Origin of the sequence: Massilia sp. PAMC28688 (genome assembly GCF_019443445.1) — a bacterium.
Taxonomy (GTDB): Bacteria; Pseudomonadota; Gammaproteobacteria; order Burkholderiales; family Burkholderiaceae_D; genus Telluria_A.
Map to the genome: position 1 here is coordinate 2,300,137 of NZ_CP080378.1, position 21,178 is coordinate 2,321,314.

Below are 21,178 nucleotides of genomic sequence, written 5' to 3' on the forward strand. Positions count from 1 at the left end.
GCGGATTACCATGCAAATCGGCGTTTCAAAATGGTTCACCCAAACCCGGCGATGCTAGAATACAGCGCTGTTTTTTAACGAATTCATTCACCCTGGAGTTCCCGTGTTTATTTCCAACGCCTACGCGCAAGCGGCACCTGCCGCCGGCAATGCCGGCCTCATGAGCAATCTGTCGACCTTCCTGCCACTGATCTTGATGTTCGTGGTCGTGTATTTCCTCATGATCCGCCCCCAGCAAAAGCGCGCCAAGGAACAGCGCACCATGATGGATGCCCTGTCCAAGGGCGACGAAGTGGTGACGGCCGGTGGCATCCTGGGCAAGGTCTCCAAGGTCAACGATACCTATGTGACCATTGAAGTGGCGCCCAACACGGAAATCGTCGTGCAAAAGTTTTCCATAACCACCATGCTGCCGAAAGGCACCCTGAAGTCGCTGTAAGCCTGACGGGCGGCCCCGCCGCCTGCCTGCTCAATCTGAACGCTGGAATCCTATGAATCGCTATCCCGTCTGGAAATATGTTGTGATCGTCATCGCGCTGCTGCTGGGCGCGCTGTACACGGCACCGAACTACTTTGTCGAGTCGCCCGCGCTGCAGGTGACGACCGGCCAAACGACCCTCAAGATCACTGACGAAACGACCAGGCGGGTCGCCGACGCGCTCAAGGCGGCCGGGATTGCGACCACCGCGGTCGACCTGGAAGGCGTGGGCAACAGCACCGCGGTGCGGGCCCGCTTCAAGACGACGGACGAGCAATTCAAGGCCAAGCTGGCGCTGGAGCAGGCGCTCAATGCCAACCCGGCCGACCCGGACTACATCGTCACGGTCAACCTGGTCAAGAACACGCCAAAATGGATGCAGGCCGTGCGCGCGCTGCCGATGAACCTGGGCCTGGATTTGCGCGGCGGCGTGCACTTCCTGCTGCAGGTCGATGCCACGGCCACCGCCGAGACCAAGATCAAGGGCATCCAGGCCAGCGTGCGCGCCAACCTGCGCGACAAGAATGTCCGCCACGCCGGCATCGAGCGCGTGGGCACGGCGGTCGAGATCAAGTTCCGCGATTCCGCCACCCGGGCCGAGGCGCGCAAGGTGCTGGGCGACACCATGGGCGACCTGGACCTGATCGACCGTAATGAAGGCGAAGACTTCAAGCTCATCGCCACGCTCAAGCCGGAAGCGCTGCGCAAGACGATTGCCGATGGCGTGTCGCAGAACATCTCCACCCTGTCCAAGCGTATCAACGAGCTGGGCGTGTCCGAGCCGATTATCCAGCAGCAGGGCGCCGACCGCATTGTGGTCCAGCTGCCCGGCGTGCAGGACGTGGCGCGCGCCAAGGACATCATTGGCCGCACCGCCACGCTGGAACTGCGCATGGTGGACGAAACCATCACCCGGGGCACGGAGCTGACGGCCACCATCCCGCTCAATTCGGAACTGTTCACGGCCGCCAAGGACGGACCGGTGGTGGTGTCGAAAGACGTGATCCTGACGGGCGACTACATCACGGGCGCGACCGCCAGCGCCGACAGCAATGGCCAGCCGGCCGTCAGCGTCGACCTGAGCGGCGAAGGCGGGCGCCTGATGCGCCAGGCCACGCGCGACCGCATCGGCAAGCGCATGGCCATCCTGCTCAAGGAAAAAGGCAAGGTCTTCATTCCGTCGGCACCGACCATCCAGAGTGAACTGGGCAGCAGCTTCCAGATCACCGGCATGGGCTCGATGGAAAACTCGGCCGAACTGGCCCTGCTGCTGCGCGCAGGTTCCCTGTCGGCTCCGATGGAATTCATTGAAGAGCGCGTCATCGGCCCCCAGCTGGGCGCCGAAAACATTGCCAAGGGCTTGTATTCGGTAGTCTACGGCTTTGCCGCCATTGCCATCTTCATGATCATCTACTACCACCTGTTCGGCTTTTTCAGCGTGATGGCGCTGGCTGCCAACCTGCTGTTCCTGCTGGCGCTGCTGTCGCTGTTCCAGGTCACCCTGACCTTGCCCGGTATTGCCGCTATCGCCCTGGCACTGGGTATGGCCATCGACGCGAACGTGCTGATCAATGAGAGGATCCGCGAAGAGCTTCGTGCGGGCAACACGCCGCAAGCGTCCATTGCGATCGGTTTCGACAAGGCCTGGGCCACCATCCTGGACTCGAACGTCACGACCCTGTTCGTCGGTATCGCCCTGTGGATCTTCGGCTCCGGTCCGGTGCGTGGCTTCGCGGTAGTTCACTGTCTCGGTATCCTGACCTCGATGTTCTCCGCCGTCTTTGTGTCGCGCGGCGTGGTCAACATGTGGTACGGCCGCAAGAAAAAGCTCAGTGGCGTGTCGATCGGTACCGTCTGGACTCCTGGCCCCCTGGTCAAGAAATAACTAGCACTTACTAACAGGATTCAAGATGGAATTTTTCCGCATCAAGAAAGATATTCCCTTCATGCGCCATGCGTTGATCTTCAACGTGATTTCGGCGCTGACCTTCGTCGCGGCTGTGTTTTTCCTGGTCACCCGGGGCCTGCACTTGTCGGTGGAGTTCGACGGCGGCACCATGATGGAGCTCAAGTACCCGCAGGCGGCCAACCAGGAAAAGATTCGTGGCGAGCTGATGAAGCTGGGCTATGAGCATCCGGAAGTGGCCAGCTTCGGCACGGCCCAGGACATCATGCTGCGCTTGCCAATCGTCAAGACCGTGGCCGGCGCCACCGGTTCGCAGCTGGCCTTCGACGCGCTGTGCAAGGCCGAGGGCGGCACCACGCGCCCCATCGAGACCATCGATGCCCAGGGGGTGAAAAAGGCCACCACGGGCTGCTATTCTGGCACCAATGTGGAGTTGCTCAGCCTGCGCAAGGTGGAATTCATCGGCCCCCAGGTGGGAGAGGAACTGGCCCAGAACGGCATCAATGCGCTGATCATGGTGGTGGTGCTGGTGGTGATTTACCTGGCCATCCGCTTTGAGTGGAAATACGCCGTGGCCACCATCCTGGCCAACCTGCATGACGTGGTCATCATTCTTGGCTTCTTTGCGTTTTTCCAGTGGGAATTCTCGCTGGCGGTGCTGGCAGGCGTGCTGGCGGTGCTGGGCTATTCGGTCAATGAATCGGTGGTCATTTTTGACCGGATCCGCGAAACGTTCCGCAAGCAGCGCAAGGCCAGCGTGACGGAAGTGATTGACCACGCCATTACCAGCACCATTTCCCGTACCATCATCACCCACGGCAGTACCCAGATGATGGTACTGTCAATGCTCATCTTTGGCGGCACCACGCTGCACTACTTCGCCATTGCGCTGACCATCGGTATTTGCTTCGGCATCTACTCGTCGGTATTCGTGGCAGCGGCGCTGGCCATGTGGCTGGGCATCCGACGCGAAGACTTGATCAAGCCGGTCAAGGAAAAGGATGAAACGGACGGCGCGGTCGTGTAAGGGCCGCCGAGGTCGTAACGATGCCGCCCGGCCCTGCCGCGGCGGCATTTTTTTTGGGAGATGCGCATGAGCCGAACCAACCGCCTGTTCCTGCTGATGGAGGCGCTACGCAGCTACCGGCGCCCCGTCACCGCCGCCGTGCTGGCCGAGCGGATGCAGGTGTCGGAGCGCACCATCTACCGCGATATCCAGACCCTGGCCGGCCTGGGCGCCCCGATTGCGGGCGAGGCGGGCATCGGCTATGTGCTGCGAGCAGGCATGTTCCTGCCGCCCTTGATGTTTGACGTGGATGAACTCGAGGCGCTGGTGCTGGGCGCGCGCTGGGTGCGCCAGCAGGGCGACCCCGGCCTGGCCCATGCCGCCTCCAGTGCCCTGGCCAAGATCGCCACCGCCAGCCCGGCCGACCTGCGCGATGCCCTGGCCGACACCAGCCTGTACGTGCCGCCGCCGTGCGAACCTGCGTTTGACGCCTTTCAGGCGCCTGCACGCCAGGCCATCCGGCGCGGGCGCAAGCTGCGCCTGCATTACAGCGACGAGCAGGGCCGCCACTCCGAGCGGGTCGTGTGGCCGTTCGCGCTGGCGTTTTTCGAAGGGCGGCGGGTACTGGCTGCGTGGTGCGAATTGCGCGGGGCGATCCGGCATTTCCGGATCGACCGGGTGCGCGGCGTGGACGAGCTTGAAGAAAGCTACCCCGCCAGGCGCTGCGACTTGCTGGCCCGGTGGCGGCGCGAGCTCGACCTGGGCGAACTCTCCTGACAAAAACTGACGCAGGCCGCGCTTATGATGAAGACAATGTTTTCAACCTCATCAAAGGAGCCTGCCATGCGTTTGTACCACCACCCCGCCTCTTCCAATGCCCGGCGCGTCGTCATGACGGCAAAGCTGCTCAATGTCCCCCTCGAGCTGGTCGAGATCGACCTCGCTGACGAGGGCGAGCGCCGCCGCCTGGGCGAACTTAACCCCAACGCCATGGTGCCGGTGCTGCAGGACGGCGACTTCATGCTGTGGGAATCCTGCGCCATCATGCAGTACCTGGCCGATCTCAGCCCTGGCCAGACGCTGTACCCGCACGAGGCGCGCGCCCGTGCCGATGTCAACCGCTGGATGTTCTGGGCCTGCCAGCATTTCTCGCCCGCCATTGGCGTCATGACCTGGGAAAATATCTGGAAGAGCCAGGTCGGCGCAGGCGATACCGACCTGGCCGAGCTGGCCAGGGGGGAACGGGAAGTGCTGCGCTTTGGACAGGTATTGGACCGCCACCTGGCCGGGCGCGACTACAGACACCGTGTGGACCATGGATGCGCAGATGGCATAAGGCCCACGGAATCGGAGAAAAGAAGTCCCGAATCAGCGTTTATTGTCGCTGTGTGAGACATTTCGTGACTTTCTGGGGTGAATGTTTTTCTTGTGTGAGTCAGCGCACAGAGGAAACACTGCCCGGATCTTATAGTGGAGCTGTCTCTTTCAGGACATCCCTAGTTTTGGACTTCGCCCGCTGTGTTACAGCGGGCATTTTTTTGCCCACATATTGCGGGCGCGAATGTTCAACTGATGGGTGCTTACAGCAGGGCTGCCGTGAGACTTTTCACTTCCTCGCTCGATTCTTCCAGAATGCTGGCCAGGGTGCCGTCACCGATGACGAAATCGATGGTCGACGCGGCCTGCATGCTGGTCGCGCCAGGGCGTTCATGCAGGGGCGAGCCGATCGGCGACAAATCATTGGCCAGCAACAGCGTGTCGCCCAGTGTTTCCGGCGGCAGGGCGCGCATGCCGGCCCACACCCCCTCGATTGCCTTCATGACCGGCTCGGGCACGTTGAGTTTTTGCAGCACGCAGCGGCCAATCTGCATTTCGCCGTGTTCAATCCATTCTTCCGGCTCGCCGTCGAGCAGGCCAGGGAATTCCTCAGCCCGCGAGAGCAGGTAAAAGCCGCCCACCTCATGCACGATACCGGCAAACAGTGCCGTTTCCGGGTCCAGTTTCGCCACCCGCTTGGCAATGACTTGCGACAGGGCTGCCACGTGGGCCGAGTGGCGCCACAACTGGTCGGCCTTGGCGCGCAGGGCGGGCTGGGTGATCTTGCTGTCGAGCTGGCGGACAATCACCGCCGCGGCCAGCGCATTGAGGGTCCGGAATCCCACGCGCTGCACCGCATTGCGGACATTGGTGATTTCATTGCCCGAGCGGTTGTAGGCCACCGAGTTGGCAATGGCCACCGTGCGCGCTGCCAGCAGGGGCTCGGCCTGCACCAGGCGGGCTGCCACGTCGGCGTGACAGTCGGGATCATTGAGGGCGCGCTGCAGCTTGAGGGTGGCGTCGACATTGGTAGGAAAGGTCAGCTCGCCACGGCTTGCCTGTTCAGCAATAGATTTGAAAGCGTCAAGTCGGTCCATACATATCCCTGTCAGTTGCGCGTGCGTGGCGTAAAAGTGCCGGTGAGCATTTATTCTACGCCTGTGCGATGGCTTTGTGCAGCAGATTAAGGCTGCTTGAAAATGGCGTCAAAGCCATCCTGTGGTTCTTCGGAATCAATCAATTCATCGACCAGGCCCAGGTCGACCAATTCTTCCGACGCATTGTTAAAACTGTTGACCTTGGTGGCACCAATCAGACGATACACTTCGCCGGCTTCGTTGCGTACACCGATCAGCATTTTTTCCTTGCGCACTTCGTCCGGGGTCGCCACATTGAGCAGCAGGTTGCCGATGATGTGCTTGTCAAATTTGGCAGGCGTGATGCCGTCGAGCAGGGTGGTTTTCAAAATTCTTCCTTCTGTGGTTGTGATGTTGTGGCGGAACGGTCCGTCAAGAGCTGCTTGAGCTTGCGCAGAGCCCCGTCCATTTCGTCGAAATCGGTATCGGAGTAGGGGGCAAACAGCTGGCGGCCCTGCTCGATGACGACCGGGAACACGTCCCGGAATACCTGCTCCCCTGCGGGTGTCAGGCACACCGAGAACGAGCGCTTGTCGTCGCTCGAGCGGGTGCGGGCCACCAGGCCCTTCGCCTCCAGGCGTTCGATCACGCCGGTCAGGGTTCCCTTGGTGATCAGGGTCTTGTCGCCCAATTCTTTGTACATCATGCCTGGCGTATTGCCGAGCGTGGCGATGATGTCGAACTGTGCATGCGTCAAGCCGCAGCGGCGCACCGATTCGCCCGAAAAACGTTCGAAGCCCTGCAGGCATTCTGCCAGCAAGCGCACACTCTTTAGATAACGTTCCCCCATGGCGGTGATTATAGCTGGCTGCGCAGGAAAGCGACGGGCAGGAAGTTCGCGTTTTGCCCGCAGGGAATGTACCATGGCAGCCTTGTCTTCCCGGCCACCCCAGCACCCATGACCCCCCACCTGCGCGGCATCCTCGCGCTGCTGCTCGTTACCCTTGTATGGGGCACCACCTTTCCCGCCATGAAGGCGCTGACCGCCCACGTCTCGCCGGCCTGGATCGTCTTCACCCGTTTTGCGCTGGCGGCGCTGGTGCTCGCCCCCTTCCTGCTGCGCGCCACGCGCGGCGACCTGCGCGCCGGCTTCTTGCTCGGCTTGCTGCTGTTTTGCTGCTTCGTCTTCCAGGTCGAAGGGCTGGCGCTGACCAGTTCCAACCGCAACGCCTTCATCTGCGGGCTGAACGTGCTGATCGTCCCGCTGCTGGGCGTGGCGGCCGGCAAGCTGCCGGAGCGCCGCATCGTGTTCGCGCTTGCCCTGGCCGTGGCCGGCCTGGCAGCGCTGTGCTGGGACAGCGGCCCCTGGCGCTTTGGCGACACCCTGGCGCTGGGCGCGGCCCTGTGCTTTGGCGTCTACGTCAAGATGATGGAACGGTACACCCGGCGCGCCGGCAGCCTGCTAGCCATTACCGCCACCCAGATCGGCACCGTGGCCGTCTGCGCCGGCATCTGGGTACTGGCCACCGAATCGACCCAGGGCATGCTGCCCGTGCTGGCAGGCGAATGGCCCAGCATCGTCTACCTGGGCCTGGTGGCCACTGCCGCCATTATCTCCCTGCAAACCTGGGGCCAGAGCCACAGCAGCGCCAACGAAGCTGCTGTCGTGTACGCCTTTGAGCCGGCGGCGGCCGCCTTCTTCGCCTTTTTCTGGCTGGGCGAAACCATGACGGCGAGGGGGTGGATTGGCGCCGCCTTGTTGATCTCCGGTATGATAGTCAGTCAATGGAACAGCGTCCCGCGCCATGCGGCAGCGCTGGCTCCAGAATGATCTGTTGCTAACTGATCCATTGCCAACGCCAGAGGAAACGACGCCCCGCGCATGTCACCAAGTCCACTTGCCCGCCTAGCCCGGGAACAGCCGCTGCGGATATTGCTCATACAAGCGGGCGAGCCGGACACGCTCACCTGGTCCGGCCTGTACCAGCCGCTGCGGCTGGCTGCCAAGATTGTCGGGCCTGACAAGCTGCACGTGGACGTGCGCAGTCCCGACAAGTTCGCCGCCGACAGCGCGCGCCACTGGCACCTGGTGCTGCTGGTGGCCGACGAAGCGCAAGCCTCGCTCAAGCCGGCCAATTCGCGCAAGCTGATCGAGCGCTGCCGCGCCGCGCCGTTCTGGGGCGGGGTGGGCGCGGGCGTGCTGTGGCTGGCCGATGCGGGCGTGCTCAACGGCGTGCGCACGGCCCTGCCGTGGGCCCTGTATGCCGACGCCGACAGCGTGGCCGACCACGCCATCTTCACACCGCACCTGTTCGAGATGGACGAGCACCGTCTGACCTGCTGCGGGGGTGGTGCCAGCGCCGACTTCGCGCTCACGCTGGTCGAGATGATATACGGGGCGGCGGTGCAGGCCCAGATCAAGGAAGCGCTGTGCATAGACCGCGTGCGCGGCAAGGAAGAGCGGCAGCGGGTGGCCCTGCAGGCGCGTTTCGGCGCCCTGCAGCCCAAGTTGACGGAAGCGGTGACGTTAATGGAAGCGAACATAGAAGAGCCGCTTTCGACGGACGACATTGCCAACCTGGTCGGCATATCGCGGCGCCAGCTCGAGCGGCTGTTCAAGCAATACCTGGGCAGCCTGCCGTCGCGCTACTACCTCGAACTGCGGCTGCAGCGAGCGCGCCAGCTGCTGCGCGACACCCACCACTCGATCGTGCAGGTCGGGCTGATGTGCGGTTTTTCGAGCGGCTCGCACTTCTCGACCGCCTTCGGCGCCCTGTTCGGCAACACCCCGCGCGAAGAACGCCAGCGCAAACTCTCCGCCTGAAAAACAATTTCCCACCACCAGGGTCAGACCACTTAAACGCTCGCAAATCAATTTCCTACAACCAGGGTCAGACCACTTAAACGCTCAAAAATCAATTTCCTACAACCAGGGTCAGACCACTTAAACGCTGGATTTGCAACGGTCGATTCGGAATTTTCCGTGCTGACCGATACAAAGTTCGGCTTTTTTCTGTCTGAGTAAATAAAGGCGGTGCAAGCGGGCATAGTTGCCTACGGTATTGCTAAGTGGTCTGACCACCGAATTAGACCGGTTCAAGCTAAGTGGTCTGACCACCGATTGCACCGGCTCGCGCTAAGTGGTCTATCCATCGGTTCGGACCGGTGCCCCGCTCCTCATCCGGCATTCCCCTCCACGGCCGACAGTGGGAAAAATGAAAATGCCTGTCGCGTATTCAAAAGATGTTTAAAGCTGCCGTTCTTATAATGGCCGGATGCATCCAGCGGTCCGAGCCGGGTGCGCCCCCTAACATTGGATGAGGATTGCCATGAACGCTAAGCTTGATTCCGGTACCACCACGCGGCCTGTTACCAGGGAAACCTTTGACGAAGTCCTCGTCCCTACCTACGCTCCCGCAGCGATGGTGCCGGTGCGCGCTTCGGGTCTGGACTTGTGGGACCAGAACGGCAAGCACTACCTCGACTTCACTTCCGGCATCGCCGTGTCCAGCCTCGGTCACTGCAATCCGGTCCTGGTCGATGCGCTGACCCGCCAGATCAACAGCCTGTGGCACCTCGGTAACGGTTACACCAACGAGCCAGTCCTGCGCCTGGCCCTGGCGCTGACCGAAGCGACCTTCGCTGACCGCGCATTCTTCTGCAACTCCGGCGCGGAAGCCAATGAAGGCGCCCTGAAACTGGCGCGCAAGTACGCCCACACCAAGTTCGGCCCGCACAAGTCGCGCATCATCTCCTGTCTGTCGTCGTTCCACGGCCGCACGCTGTTTACCGTCTCCGTTGGCGGCCAGCCGAAGTACACCGAAGGCTTCGAGCCGCTGCCGCAAGAGATCAGCCACATCCCCTACAACGACATCGAAGCGGCCCGCGCTGCCATTACCGATGACGTGTGCGCCGTCATCGTGGAGCCGATCCAGGGCGAAGGCGGCGTCATTCCCGGCAATCCCGAATATCTCAAGGCCCTGCGCGAATTCTGCGACAAGACCGGCGCCCTGCTGGTATTCGACGAAGTGCAGTCCGGCGTTGGCCGCACCGGCGCCCTGTATGCGTACATGGACAAGGGCGTCACGCCCGATATCCTCACCACCGCCAAGGCGCTGGGCAATGGCTACCCGATCGGCGCCATGCTGACCACCAACGAGATCGCCCAGCACTTCGGCGTCGGCTCGCACGGCACCACCTACGGCGGCAACCCGCTGGCGGCCACCGTGGCCCTGAACGTGATCGAGATGATCAACCAGCCGGCCTTCCTGGCCCGCGTAAAGGAAGCGTCTGAAAAAATCATGGCCAACCTGCGCAAGCTGACCGCTGACTTCCCGCAGCTGTTCGGCCAAGTGCGCGGCAGCGGCCTGTTGATTGGTCTGCCGGTTGCGCCCGAATTCAAGGGCCGCTCGAAAGACTTTACCAAGGCCTGCGAAGCGCTCGGCCTGATGCTGCTCATCGCCGGTCCCGATGTAGTGCGCCTGGCGCCGGCACTGATCGTCTCCGACGAGCAGATCGCTGAAGCAGACCGCATCATGCGCGCCGCCGCCGAAGGCATGCTCAATACGGCGCCGGCGAAGTAAGCCGGTCGCAGTCGTCGCCATCAAGGCTGGCCGCATCCGCGCGGCCGGCCAACGCAGTCCTGAAGGAGCACCCATGTTTGTTGTCCGTCCGGTCGTCCTCGCGGATATCGATGCCTTAGTCGCGCTGGCCGCTGGCTCCATGCCCGGCGTGCATACCTTGCCAAGGACGCGCGACAGGATCGCCGCATCGGTCGAGCGTTCGATCGCCTCGTTCGCAGCCCATGTCGACATCCCCAGCGAAGAATCCTATCTGTTCGTGCTCGAACAGCAGTCCACCGGCAGTATCGTCGGTACCGCAGCCATTTTCGCGTCCGCCGGTTCCAACGGTACCTACTTCTCGTTCCGTAACGATGTGATCCAGCAGGTCTCGCGCGACCTCAATATCAGCCACAGCGTCCATGCGCTGACCCTGTGCTCCGAGCTGACTGCCTATTCCCAGCTGTCGGGTTTCCACTTGCAGGACAAGACCAACGCCGGCCCCGAAGCCGGCCTGCTGTCGCGCGCGCGCCTGTTGTTTGCGGTCCTGGCGCCGCACCGCTTTGGCGACCGCTTCTTCGTGCCGCTCGCCGGCGTCACCGACAAGAACGGCCAGTCGCCGTTCTGGGAAGCGCTGGGCCGCAAGTTCTTCAAGATGGACTTCCTGGATGCGGAAAAAGTCATCGGTGGCGCGCGCAATCGCACCCTGATCGTCGAGCTCATGCCGCACTATCCGGTGTATGTGCCGCTGCTGCCGGGCGACGCCCAGGCCGCAATGGGCCAGATCCATTCGGACGGCGAGCTGGCATTCAACCTGCTGACCGAGGAGGGCTTCGAGGCTGACGACTACATCGACATCTTCGACGGCGGCCCGATCCTGCAGGCCCACAAGAACAGCCTGCGCACCTTTACCGGTTCCATGCCGCGGAGGGCCGAACTGGCCGTGGGCGCGGCTTCCGGCCCGCACGTGACCTATGCGGTCGCTGCCAGCAACGAGCAGAACTTCCGCGCCATCACTGTCGCGTGCCCGCCGGCGGAAATGTCCGATACCGTCAGCCTGCCGCAGGAGGCGCTCGACGCCCTGATGGTGGCAGCGGGCGATTCCGTCATCTGCGTCAGAATCTGAAAGAGAAACCTATGCTAGTTGTACGCGCAATCCAAGCGTCCGATCTGGATGCACTGATCGAGCTGGCACGCCAGGTCGGCAGCGGCATGACCACGCTCAAACCCGACCGCAAGATGCTGGGCGACCGCGTCGCGGTGGCGGTCAAGTCGTTCGCGGGCACCATTGCGCCCGAGCAGCGCGACTACATGTTCGTGATGGAGGACACCTCCAGCGGACGTCTGGCCGGCGTGTGCGCCATCAAGGGCGCGGTTGGCCTGGACGAGCCATTCTATAACTACCGCATCGGCACCCTGGTCCATTCAAGTCGCGAGCTCGAAGTGTTCACGCGCATGGATACCCTGTATCTGTCCAACGACCTGACCGGCGCCACCGAACTGTGTTCGCTGTTCCTGCATCCGGACTACCGCAGCGGCAATAACGGCAAGTGGCTGTCGAAAAGCCGCTTCGTCTTTATCGCCCAGTTCCCGCACCTGTTCACCGAAAAGCTGATCGCCGAGATGCGCGGCTTCCAGGCCGACGACGGCAGCACGCCCTTCTACGAAGGCCTGGGCCGGCACTTCTTCAAGATGGACTTCAATCATGTCGACCACCTGACGGCGATGGGCAAGAAGTCCTTCATCGCCGAGCTGATGCCGCGCCAGCCGATGTATGTTGACTACCTGCCGCAGTCGGCGCGCGAAGTGATCGGCAAGGTGCACCGCTCCACGGCGCCGGCGCGCAAGCTGCTGGAGCAGGAAGGCATGCACTTCGAAGGCTACGTCGATATTTTCGACGCCGGTCCCGTACTGCAGGCTCGCGTGTCGGAGCTGCGTGCCATGCGCGAGAGCGCGCTGGCCGTGGCCGATGCTGCGGCAGACGCAGCGCCAGCTGGTGCCGAGTCCGAGCCGCTGCTGGTCTCCAACACCGACCTTGCGGACTTCCGCATGATTGTCACCAACGCCAATCCGGTAGCGGGCAAGCTCGCCCTGACGCCATCGGAACTGGATCTCCTGCATTGCCAAAGCGGCGATACGATTCGCACGCTGCCACTTAGCGTAAGGAAGAACGTCAATGTCTAACCTCAGCAACTTCATCAACGGTCAATGGCTTGCCGGCTCCGGCGCGGAGCTGGTAACGATCGATCCTTCCACCGGCCGCCAGACCTGGCGCAGCCGCGAGTCAAGCGCCGAGGACGTGCAGAACGCCGTCGCCGCCGCCCGCGCCACGTTCGAGTCGTGGGCATTGCGCCCGCTGGAAGAGCGCATCGCCATCTGCACGCGCTTTCGCGACCTGCTGAAGGAAAACGCGGAAGATCTGGCGCAGACGATTTCGGAAGAAGTAGGCAAGCCGCTGTGGGAAGCGCGCACGGAAGTGACCACCATGGCCAACAAGGTCGACATTTCCGTGCAGGCCTACGGCGCGCGCACCGGCGAAGTGGCGGCCAAGGTCGCCGACGGCAATGCCGTGCTGCGTCATCGCCCGCACGGCGTGTTTGGCGTATTCGGACCGTACAACTTCCCCGGTCACCTGCCGAACGGGCATATCGTGCCGGCTCTCATCGCCGGTAATACCATCGTCTTCAAGCCAAGCGAATACGCGCCGCGCACCGCGGTCAAGACCGTGCAGCTGTGGGAAAAGGCAGGCCTGCCCGCTGGCGTGATCAACCTGGTCAACGGCGGCCGCGACACCGGTATTGCCCTCGGCAAGAACGATGGACTGGACGGCGTGCTGTTTACCGGCAGCTGCCAGACCGGCGTGGCGCTGCACAAGCAGTTTGGCGGCCAGCCGGGCAAGATGCTGGCGCTGGAAATGGGCGGTAACAATCCGCTGGTGGTGTGGGATGTCAAGGACATCGACGCTGCCGTTCACCACACGATCATGTCCGCCTTTATTTCGGCCGGCCAGCGCTGCACCTGCGCGCGCCGCCTGGTGGTGGCCGACACGATGGAAGGTGACGCCTTCATCGAGCGCCTGGTCGAAGTGGCCGCCACGCTGAGCGTGGGCGCGTCCAACGCCGAACCGCAGCCATTCATGGGCCCGGTGGTTTCGGCCGCCGTGGCCGCGCGCCTGGTGCAGGCGCAGGCCGACATGGTGGCCAAGGGCGGCAAGGTCCTGCTGCAGATGAAGCAGCTCGACCCGAACACGGGCTTCGTCACCGCCGGCATCGTGGACGTGACCAACGCCAAGGGCATCCCGGACGAAGAGTGGTTCGGTCCACTGCTGCAGATCGTGCGCGTGGGCGACTTTGACACTGCCATCAAGGTGGCCAACGCCACCGAGTTCGGCCTGGCCGCAGCACTGTTGTCCAACGACGAAGCGCTGTGGAAGCAGTTTTCGGTGCAGGCGCGCGCCGGCATCGTCAACTGGAACCGTCCCACCACGGGCGCTGCCAGCAGCGCGCCCTTTGGCGGCGTGGGCAAGTCCGGCAACCACCGCCCGAGCGCGTATTACGCCGCGGACTACTGCGCTTATCCGGTCGCGTCGATCGAGACGAGCGAACTTGAAATGCCGGCCAAGCTGTCCCCAGGCCTTTCGTTCTAAGGAACCCCATGCATACCGCACGCGAATTTAATTTTGACGGCCTGGTAGGACCAAGCCACAACTATGCCGGACTCTCGTTCGGCAACGTGGCCTCCTTCTCCAACGTCAAGAGCGCATCCAATCCCAGGCAGGCGGCCCTGCAGGGCCTGGCCAAGATGCGCGCGCTGGCCCAGCGCGGCTTTGCCCAGGCGCTGCTGCCGCCGCAGGCGCGTCCCAATTTCCGGATGCTGCGCAGCCTCGGTTTTACCGGCAGCGACGCCGACGTGCTGGCCCGCGCCTACCGCGAGTCGCCGGTGATCCTGGCGTGCGCCTATTCGGCATCGCCCATGTGGACTGCCAACGCGGCGACCGTGAGTCCGTCGGCCGATACGTTCGACGGGCGCACCCACTTCACGGCCGCAAACTTGAACAACAAGCTGCACCGCTCCGACGAGCATGCGCAGTCGACCCGCACCCTGCGCGCCTTGTTCTCCAATGAGCAGTTCTTCGCCGTCCACGACGCGCTGCCGCCGACCCCGGCGTTTGGCGACGAAGGCGCCGCCAACCATACCCGCCTGACTGCATCGCACGGCGCCAAGGGCGTGGAACTGTTCGTGTACGGACGGGTGGAGTTCGATCCTTCTGCGCCCGCCCCCAAAAAATACCCGGCCCGCCAGACGCTGGAAGCGTCGCAGGCTATCGCCCGCCTGCACGGGCTGGACGCGGCGCGCACGGTGTTTGCGTCGCAAAACCCGGCCGTGATCGACCAGGGCGTATTTCACAATGACGTGATCGCGGTCGGCAATGGCAATGTGCTGTTCTATCACGACCAGGCATTCCATGACGAGAAGGCAGTGCTCAACCAACTGCGCGTGGCCATGGAGGGCGTGGGCGCACAATTGACCGCGATCCGGGTCGACACCGGGCTGGTGTCGGTGGCCGACGCAGTGGCCAGCTACCTGTTCAACAGTCAGCTGCTGTCCAAGCCGGATGGGACGATGGCGCTGGTGATTCCGCAGGAATGCCAGGAAAACCAGGCCGTCGCGCGCTATCTCGAACAACTGGTGGCAAGCGGCGGTCCGGTGGATGAACTGATTCACTTCGACCTGCGTCAGAGCATGCGCAACGGCGGCGGGCCTGCCTGCCTGCGCCTGCGCGTGGCGCTGACGGAAGCTGAAAGCGCGGCTATGCACCAGAAGGTGATCATGACCGAAGCGCTGTACGCAACGCTGGTGGAATGGGTGGGTAAATACTACCGCGACCACCTGGAGCCCAAGGACCTTGCAGATCCGCAGCTGGCAATCGAATGCCAGGCGGCGCTGGAAGAACTCACGCGCATTCTTGCCCTGCCTGGTTTATACGACCTGACTTAGAATACGCCCACTGAATTTGGACGGGACACCCCTGTCTTTTAAAAAGCGCGAGCCGGACGCCACAAGCGCAACGCGAACGCCAGAAATACAACCCGTATTGGAGATGTACGATGACACAGATGCCTAACGATTTGCGCAAACAGACGCTGGAACTGATCAACTCAAGCCAGCCTGGCGGACAGGTGGCCAACCTGATCGGCGCATGGCTTGGCTGCCTTGATGACGAAGACCTGTCCGGCACCTCGCCCGACAACCTGGCGCCCGTGCTGCGCGAAGGCTTCACCCAGCTGGCCACCAGTCCCGGCGAAGGCTGCCAGATCGCCCAGCTGCGCTATTGCGATGGCCGCGGCGGCATGGCGACGGCGCTCCTGATCCTCAACGACGACATGCCCTACCTGGTCGACTCCATCGTCATGGCCATGCGCAAGCAGAAGGTCGCAGTGGCCGGCGTGATGAATGCCGTACTGCCGGTTCGCCGCGATGCTGCCGGCACCGTTACCGCCGTGGCCGAAGAAGGCGCGCCGCTGGAATCGATCGTACTGTGCCTCTTGGCTGAAGACCTCGCCGCAGGTGAACTGAGCGAACTGGTAGGCCGCCTGCAGATGGTGGCGCGCGACGCCGCCGTGGTGCGCCGCGACGCGGTGGCCATGGCCGACCGCCTGACTTCCGTCGCCGCTGCCGCCGCCACGCTGGGTACCGAAGGCCAGGAAGTGGCCGCATTCCTGGAATGGGCCAAGAACGAAGGCTTCGAGCTGTTTGGCTATGCCTACTACGTCGTCAAGCCGGGCGAGCGCGAACTGGAACGCGATATCCCGAGCCGCCTGGGCGTGCTGCAGGATACCTCCCATCCGGTGTACGGTACCTGCCTGGCCAACATTCCGGGCGACTTCGAGACGCTGTCCAAACGCGCCGACACGCTCTCCATCGTCAAGGCCGACGTCGAAGGCACACTGCACCGTGACCAGCCGCTGGACTTCATCGGTGTGCGCCATACCGACTCGCAGGGGAACATTCTGGGCGAGCACTGCTTCGTGGGCCTGTTCACGCGCGCTGCCACTGCCACCCCGCTGGCGCGCCTGCCGTTTGCCCGTGGCCGCGTGGCCCAGGTGCTGTCGCTGGCCGGTGTGCGCCAGGAAGGCTTCCGCGCCGAGAAGTTCCTGGAGATTCTGGAGTCGCTGCCCCGTACCGAAGCGCTGGAAGCCGATCCTGAATGGCTGGCGCAGGTGTGCAGCGCCGTGGTGTCGCTCTACAAGCAGCCGCGCGCCAAGGTGTTCGCGCGCCGCGACGTCTATAAGCGCCACCTCGATGTGCTGGTGTACCTGCCGCGCGAGCGTTACAGCGCCGCCGTGGCCGCAGCCCTTGCCACCGCGCTCAAGGAAAGCTCGGGCGCGTCCGATGTGCGCTCCCAGACCCTGGTAGCCGACGGCCCGCTGGCCCGCGTGTACCTGATCGCCCACGCCGCGCGCTACCCGCTGGACTTGGAAACCGACATCCAGCGTCCGCTGCTGGCAGTGCTGGACGGCTGGCATGACAAGTTCGCGGCCCTCACCGAAAATGTGTTCGACACCGGCGTGCGCGGCAGCCTGCGCAAGCTGTGCGCCACGCTGCCGGTCAACTACGTTGCCGCTACCGCGCCGGAAGTCGCCTTCCATGACCTGAACGCTTTGATTGCGGACGGTCACGAAGGCCAGGTATCGGTACGCATCGCAACCGACGACACGGGCGCGGCCACCATTCGCCTGTACTCGATCGGTGCCGTGCCGTCGCTGTCGCGCATCCTGCCGGCACTGCACAACGCCGGCGTGGCGATCGACCGCGAGCAAACCTACACCATCAAGCTGGCCGACGGCTCGAAGCGCTTCGTCACGAGCCTGGCCGTGGACGCGGAAAGCGCCGCCAAGCTAGCCAAGCCGAACGTGGTGAATGTAGCGCAGGAACTGTTCACGTCCCTGTTCAATGACGAAGCAGAAGACGGCCGCCTGAACGGACTGGTGATCGAAGGCGGCCTGTCGATGCGCGAAGTGCAGCTGGTACGCGCCTACATTGGCTACTGGCGCCAGACCGGCAGCAAGTTCTCGGTACGCTACATGGCCGATACCCTGCGCCGCCAGCCAATGATGGTCAAAGAACTGGTGCAGGCATTTGCCCAGCGCTTCGATCCGAGCGTGCCCGAGGCCGAGCGCCTGGCAGCGAGTGAACGCATCGCCGGCATCAAGGCCGGCCTGGCATCGGTAAATCACGCCGATACCGAAGAAATCCTGGCCGCACTGGTTGACCTGATGCTGGCGACCGTGCGCACCAACTACTTCCAGAACGAGCAGCAGGGCGACAAGATCATCTTCAAGTTCGACACCAGCCGCCTGGCGCTGGTGCCCGAGCCGCGTCCTTACCGCGAAATCTACGTGTTTTCGCGCCGCTTTGAAGGCGTCCACCTGCGTGGCGGCCCGGTTGCCCGCGGCGGCCTGCGCTGGTCGGACCGCATGGAAGACTACCGCACCGAAGTGCTGGGCCTGGTAAAGGCGCAGATGGTAAAGAACGCCGTCATCGTGCCGGCCGGTTCCAAGGGCGGGTTTGTCTGCAAGCAGATGCCGAAGGACGCCGTGCGCGAGACCATCGCGGCTGAAGGCGAAGCAGTCTATCGCCTGTTCATTTCGTCGCTGCTGGAAGTGACCGACAACCGCGTACGCGGCGAGATCGTGCCGCCGGCCGACACGGTGCGCTACGACCAGGATGATCCATACCTGGTGGTCGCTGCGGACAAGGGCACGGCCACGTTCTCGGACATCGCCAACAGCATCGCCGTCAAGCGCGGCTTCTGGCTGGGCGACGCCTTTGCGTCGGGCGGTTCCAACGGCTACGACCACAAGAAGATGGGTATTACCGCCAAGGGCGCGTTCGAAGCGGTCAAGCGCCACTTCTACGAGATGGACCACGACTGGAACAACACCCCGATCACCATGGTCGGCGTGGGCGACATGTCGGGCGACGTATTCGGCAATGGCGTGCTGCTGTCGCGCCAGCTGAAGGTGCTGGCCGCTTTTGATCATCGCCACATCTTCCTGGACCCGACGCCCGATGTCGCCATCTCATTCGCCGAGCGCCAGCGCATGTTCGCGCTGCCACGCTCGTCGTGGGAAGACTACAACAAGGATTTGATCTCGACCGGTGGCGGCGTGTTCCCGCGCAGCGCCCGTTCCATCGAGCTGACCCCGCAGGTGCGCGCAGCCCTCGACATCAACGAAACGTCGCTGTCGCCGGAAGAACTGATGCACCGCATTTTGCTGGCCCCCGTAGACCTGTTCTACAACGGTGGTATCGGTACCTATATCAAGGCGTCGTTTGAAACGCACGCCCAGGTCAAGGACCGCGCCAATGACAACATCCGCGTCAACGGCAATGAGCTGCGCTGCAAGGTCGTATCCGAAGGCGGCAACCTGGGCGCGACCCAGAATGGCCGGATTGAATTCGCGCTGGCTGGCGGGCGCATTTTCACCGATGCGATCGACAACTCGGCTGGTGTGGACTGCTCCGACCACGAAGTAAACGTCAAGATCTGGCTCGACACCGAAGTCAATGCCGGCCAGCTGCCGGAAGCGGACCGCAACCGCATCCTCAACGAAATGACGAGCGACATCGAAGACCTGGTCCTGCGCGACAATTCGCTGCAGACCCACCTGCTGGTGCGTGAAGTGCAGGCCCAGGCCGATCCGGCGGTGGTCGATGGCTACGCCAGTCTGATCACGATGCTGGAAGCGGAAGGCGCGCTGTCGCGCGACCTGGAGCAGCTGCCAAGCGACGCCGAACTGCAGCGCCGCAAGGCAGCCGGGGGCGGCCTCACTGCGCCGGAGCTGGCCGTGGTCATCGCCAACGTGAAGAACCGCTTCAAGCGCATCCTGTCGGCATTGCCGCTGACCGACCTGCCGTGGGCCGAGTCGGTGCTCAAGCCTTACTTCCCGGCGCAGCTGGTGGCGACCCGCCAGGCACTGGCCCACCCGCTGGCCAACACCATCCTGGCCACCGTGCTGGCCAACGAATCGATCAACCGCTGCGGCCCGCTGATGATCCGTGACCTGGCAGTCGCCCACCTGGTGGAAGAAGCGGACGTGATCAAGGCCTGGGGGCAGGCATGGTCGGCGCTGAACCTGGCGCCGGTATTCAATGCCTTGGATGCCGATGCATTGAACGTGCCGCGCGCCGTCTCGATCAAGGTCGACGCCCGCACTCGCGTGCTGTTCAAGGCCATCATCGAAGGGGTGCTGTCGGTGCCGGCTGACCAGCTGCGCGGCGCTGGCGCCATGGATGAACTGACCCGCCTGTTCTCCCAGCCGGAAATGCTCAAGCAGCTGATGCCTGCGACGTCCGACGCCGACGCCTTCCCGGGGCTGCCGACATCGTTCGCGCAAGCATGGAAGGCGGTCGACGCCATCGAAGCGGTAGCTGCTTTCCTGTTCGCTGCGGTGTCCGTGCAGCGCCCGGCCGGCATGTCGCTGGCCCAGTTCCTGCAGGTTGGCATGGCGCTGCGCGGCCAGGCCGGGATCGACACGCTCGAGCGCGGTCTCAAGCTCACGCCGCAAAACAAGTCGCAGGAACAGCTGCGCAACTATGCGATGCAGGCCCTGCGCCGCACGCAGCAGCGCCTGTTGATGCAGGTACTGGCGCGTTCGGTCAACGGCGGCGATACGCTGGAAGCGGTGGAAGTGGTGACCAACACCATGGGACTGTCAGGCTACGCGCCGGCGGCGGACCTGGAACAGGCCATGCTTGACGTATGGGCGCTGTCCGAGGCCAGCACCACGGTCACCGGTGCGTCCGACGTCACCGCGGCAGCGGCGGCCTAAGCATGACCGCACCAGTACCAGAAGCGGTGCGGGCGCTGGCCGAAGCGGACTTCGGTCCGCTGGCCCGGCGTTTCGCCGCCGCCGGCTTTACCGTGACCACGCCCGACAAGGGCATCATGACGGTCAAGGCCAGCGAGATGCCACCGCGCGCCAGCGTCCTGTTGTCGGTCGGTGTGCATGGCGACGAGACGGGGCCGATCGAAGTGGTGGCCCATGTGCTCGACGCGCTGTCGCAGGAGCCCCATGCGCTCAAGGTGGACCTGATGGTCTGCGTGGGCAATGTGGATGCCATCGCAGCAGGCAAGCGGTTCATTGATGCTGACTTGAACCGCATGTTCCGTCCGGAGCGCGGATCGCTCGCGCAAGCGGCCGAATCGGCGCGGGCAGACGAGATGATCGCGGCCACGGCAGACTTTTTTGCCGATGCGGGACCGGTGCGCTGGCACCTGGACCTGCATACGGCCATCCGGCCTTCGGTGTATCCGACTTTTGCCATCGTGCCGGACCTGATTGCAGAAGAGGGCAAGCAAGCCTTGATCAACTGGCTTGGACAGGCCGCCATTGGCGCCATCATCATGAACCCGCAGTCGGCCGGTACCTACAGCTACTATTCGGCCGAACACCATGGCGCCGCCGGCAGTACGGTGGAGCTGGGCCGGGTGGGCACGCTGGGGCAGAATGACCTGTCGCTGTTTGCCGAGGTGAGTACAGCATTGTCGGACCTGCTGCGCGGCGCCGCGCCGGGCGTGGCCAAGGCCGCGCCGCACGTGTTCAAGGTGGCGCAGCAGATCATGAAGCTGTCCGATGCATTCACAATGGCGTTTGACCGTAGTACGCAAAACTTTACTGCCATGCAGCAGGGCCAGACCATCGCCACCGACGGCGACACGGTCTACACCGTGCAGCACCCGGAAGAACTGGTGGTATTTCCCAATCCGGACGTCCGGGTCGGCCTGCGCGCAGGCCTCATGGTCGTTCGCGTCTAGCCTCGGCGGCCGCA

17 protein-coding genes are annotated in these 21,178 nt (G+C 63.4%); 14 read left to right on the plus strand and 3 right to left on the minus strand.

What is annotated here, in order from left to right; all coding sequences use genetic code 11:
* Window positions 1-103 precede the first annotated feature (103 nt).
* The 5 genes from yajC to KY495_RS10325 all read left to right on the plus strand — a co-directional run bounded on the left by yajC (window position 104) and on the right by KY495_RS10325 (window position 4,782).
* On the plus strand, window positions 104-439 hold the full coding sequence (gene yajC / locus KY495_RS10305; RefSeq protein WP_219883539.1) for a preprotein translocase subunit YajC: 336 nt from the start codon (window positions 104-106) through the stop codon (window positions 437-439).
* Between the two features lie 52 nt (window positions 440-491).
* Window positions 492-2,363, plus strand: coding sequence for a protein translocase subunit SecD (gene secD / locus KY495_RS10310; protein ID WP_219883540.1), 1,872 nt, complete (start codon window positions 492-494; stop codon window positions 2,361-2,363).
* Window positions 2,364-2,388: 25 nt separating this feature from the next.
* Complete coding sequence (secF, locus tag KY495_RS10315; RefSeq protein WP_219883541.1) at window positions 2,389-3,411, plus strand: protein translocase subunit SecF; 1,023 nt, start codon at window positions 2,389-2,391, stop codon at window positions 3,409-3,411.
* Window positions 3,412-3,477: 66 nt separating this feature from the next.
* Window positions 3,478-4,167, plus strand: a complete 690-nt coding sequence (locus KY495_RS10320) for a YafY family protein (protein WP_219883542.1) — start codon at window positions 3,478-3,480, stop codon at window positions 4,165-4,167.
* A 66-nt stretch (window positions 4,168-4,233) separates the two neighbouring features.
* On the plus strand, window positions 4,234-4,782 hold the full coding sequence (locus KY495_RS10325; protein ID WP_219883543.1) for a glutathione S-transferase family protein: 549 nt from the start codon (window positions 4,234-4,236) through the stop codon (window positions 4,780-4,782).
* 188 nt (window positions 4,783-4,970) lie between these two features.
* On the opposite strand, the gene KY495_RS10330 is transcribed toward KY495_RS10325, so the two are convergent.
* The 3 genes from KY495_RS10330 to KY495_RS10340 form a co-directional block, all read right to left on the minus strand.
* The gene (locus tag KY495_RS10330) at window positions 4,971-5,804 is read right to left on the minus strand and encodes an HDOD domain-containing protein (RefSeq protein ID WP_219883544.1); all 834 of its coding nucleotides are present in this window, start codon (window positions 5,802-5,804) and stop codon (window positions 4,971-4,973) included.
* An 86-nt stretch (window positions 5,805-5,890) separates the two neighbouring features.
* Window positions 5,891-6,172 (minus strand): hypothetical protein, encoded by a 282-nt coding sequence (locus KY495_RS10335; RefSeq protein ID WP_219883545.1) that lies wholly within the window; start codon window positions 6,170-6,172, stop codon window positions 5,891-5,893.
* Window positions 6,169-6,633, minus strand: coding sequence for a MarR family winged helix-turn-helix transcriptional regulator (locus KY495_RS10340; RefSeq protein ID WP_219883546.1), 465 nt, complete (start codon window positions 6,631-6,633; stop codon window positions 6,169-6,171). Before KY495_RS10340 ends, KY495_RS10335 begins: the two co-directional genes overlap by 4 nt.
* A gap of 108 nt (window positions 6,634-6,741) precedes the next feature.
* Here KY495_RS10340 and KY495_RS10345 point away from each other — a divergent pair, with 108 nt between their 5' ends.
* The 9 genes from KY495_RS10345 (at window position 6,742) to KY495_RS10385 (ending at window position 21,164) form a co-directional block, all read left to right on the plus strand.
* The gene (locus KY495_RS10345; protein ID WP_219883547.1) at window positions 6,742-7,614 is read left to right on the plus strand and encodes a DMT family transporter; all 873 of its coding nucleotides are present in this window, start codon (window positions 6,742-6,744) and stop codon (window positions 7,612-7,614) included.
* Between the two features lie 51 nt (window positions 7,615-7,665).
* Window positions 7,666-8,607: a GlxA family transcriptional regulator gene (locus KY495_RS10350; RefSeq protein WP_219883548.1), complete on the plus strand. Its 942-nt coding sequence runs from the start codon at window positions 7,666-7,668 to the stop codon at window positions 8,605-8,607.
* A 505-nt stretch (window positions 8,608-9,112) separates the two neighbouring features.
* A complete protein-coding gene (astC, locus tag KY495_RS10355) occupies window positions 9,113-10,366 on the plus strand; it encodes an acetylornithine/succinylornithine family transaminase (protein WP_219883549.1) in 1,254 nt (417 codons plus the stop codon).
* A 73-nt stretch (window positions 10,367-10,439) separates the two neighbouring features.
* On the plus strand, window positions 10,440-11,468 hold the full coding sequence (locus tag KY495_RS10360; RefSeq protein WP_219883550.1) for an arginine N-succinyltransferase: 1,029 nt from the start codon (window positions 10,440-10,442) through the stop codon (window positions 11,466-11,468).
* A gap of 11 nt (window positions 11,469-11,479) precedes the next feature.
* The gene (astA, locus tag KY495_RS10365; protein ID WP_219883551.1) at window positions 11,480-12,526 is read left to right on the plus strand and encodes an arginine N-succinyltransferase; all 1,047 of its coding nucleotides are present in this window, start codon (window positions 11,480-11,482) and stop codon (window positions 12,524-12,526) included.
* On the plus strand, window positions 12,519-13,988 hold the full coding sequence (gene astD, locus KY495_RS10370; RefSeq protein ID WP_219883552.1) for a succinylglutamate-semialdehyde dehydrogenase: 1,470 nt from the start codon (window positions 12,519-12,521) through the stop codon (window positions 13,986-13,988). The genes astA and astD overlap by 8 nt, the downstream gene beginning before the upstream one ends.
* A gap of 8 nt (window positions 13,989-13,996) precedes the next feature.
* Entirely contained in the window at window positions 13,997-15,340 is a 1,344-nt protein-coding gene (astB, locus tag KY495_RS10375; RefSeq protein ID WP_219883553.1) for an N-succinylarginine dihydrolase, read from the plus strand.
* Between the two features lie 110 nt (window positions 15,341-15,450).
* Complete coding sequence (locus KY495_RS10380; RefSeq protein ID WP_219883554.1) at window positions 15,451-20,178, plus strand: NAD-glutamate dehydrogenase domain-containing protein; 4,728 nt, start codon at window positions 15,451-15,453, stop codon at window positions 20,176-20,178.
* Between the two features lie 2 nt (window positions 20,179-20,180).
* The gene (locus KY495_RS10385; protein WP_219883555.1) at window positions 20,181-21,164 is read left to right on the plus strand and encodes a succinylglutamate desuccinylase; all 984 of its coding nucleotides are present in this window, start codon (window positions 20,181-20,183) and stop codon (window positions 21,162-21,164) included.
* The last annotated feature ends 14 nt before the right edge of the window (window positions 21,165-21,178 follow it).

Bases quoted from the DNA above. Each gene is read 5' to 3' on its own strand.
- astB (WP_219883553.1), top strand. From the start codon at position 13,997: ATGCATACCGCACGCGAATTTAATTTTGACGGCCTGGTAGGACCAAGC.
- secD (WP_219883540.1), top strand. From the start codon at position 492: ATGAATCGCTATCCCGTCTGGAAATATGTTGTGATCGTCATCGCGCTG.
- astC (WP_219883549.1), top strand. From the start codon at position 9,113: ATGAACGCTAAGCTTGATTCCGGTACCACCACGCGGCCTGTTACCAGG.
- astD (WP_219883552.1), top strand. From the start codon at position 12,519: ATGTCTAACCTCAGCAACTTCATCAACGGTCAATGGCTTGCCGGCTCC.
- KY495_RS10350 (WP_219883548.1), top strand. From the start codon at position 7,666: ATGTCACCAAGTCCACTTGCCCGCCTAGCCCGGGAACAGCCGCTGCGG.
- astA (WP_219883551.1), top strand. From the start codon at position 11,480: ATGCTAGTTGTACGCGCAATCCAAGCGTCCGATCTGGATGCACTGATC.
- KY495_RS10325 (WP_219883543.1), top strand. From the start codon at position 4,234: ATGCGTTTGTACCACCACCCCGCCTCTTCCAATGCCCGGCGCGTCGTC.
- KY495_RS10345 (WP_219883547.1), top strand. From the start codon at position 6,742: ATGACCCCCCACCTGCGCGGCATCCTCGCGCTGCTGCTCGTTACCCTT.
- KY495_RS10385 (WP_219883555.1), top strand. From the start codon at position 20,181: ATGACCGCACCAGTACCAGAAGCGGTGCGGGCGCTGGCCGAAGCGGAC.
- KY495_RS10330 (WP_219883544.1), bottom strand. From the start codon at position 5,804: ATGGACCGACTTGACGCTTTCAAATCTATTGCTGAACAGGCAAGCCGT.
- KY495_RS10380 (WP_219883554.1), top strand. From the start codon at position 15,451: ATGACACAGATGCCTAACGATTTGCGCAAACAGACGCTGGAACTGATC.
- KY495_RS10320 (WP_219883542.1), top strand. From the start codon at position 3,478: ATGAGCCGAACCAACCGCCTGTTCCTGCTGATGGAGGCGCTACGCAGC.
- KY495_RS10360 (WP_219883550.1), top strand. From the start codon at position 10,440: ATGTTTGTTGTCCGTCCGGTCGTCCTCGCGGATATCGATGCCTTAGTC.
- KY495_RS10340 (WP_219883546.1), bottom strand. From the start codon at position 6,633: ATGGGGGAACGTTATCTAAAGAGTGTGCGCTTGCTGGCAGAATGCCTG.
- secF (WP_219883541.1), top strand. From the start codon at position 2,389: ATGGAATTTTTCCGCATCAAGAAAGATATTCCCTTCATGCGCCATGCG.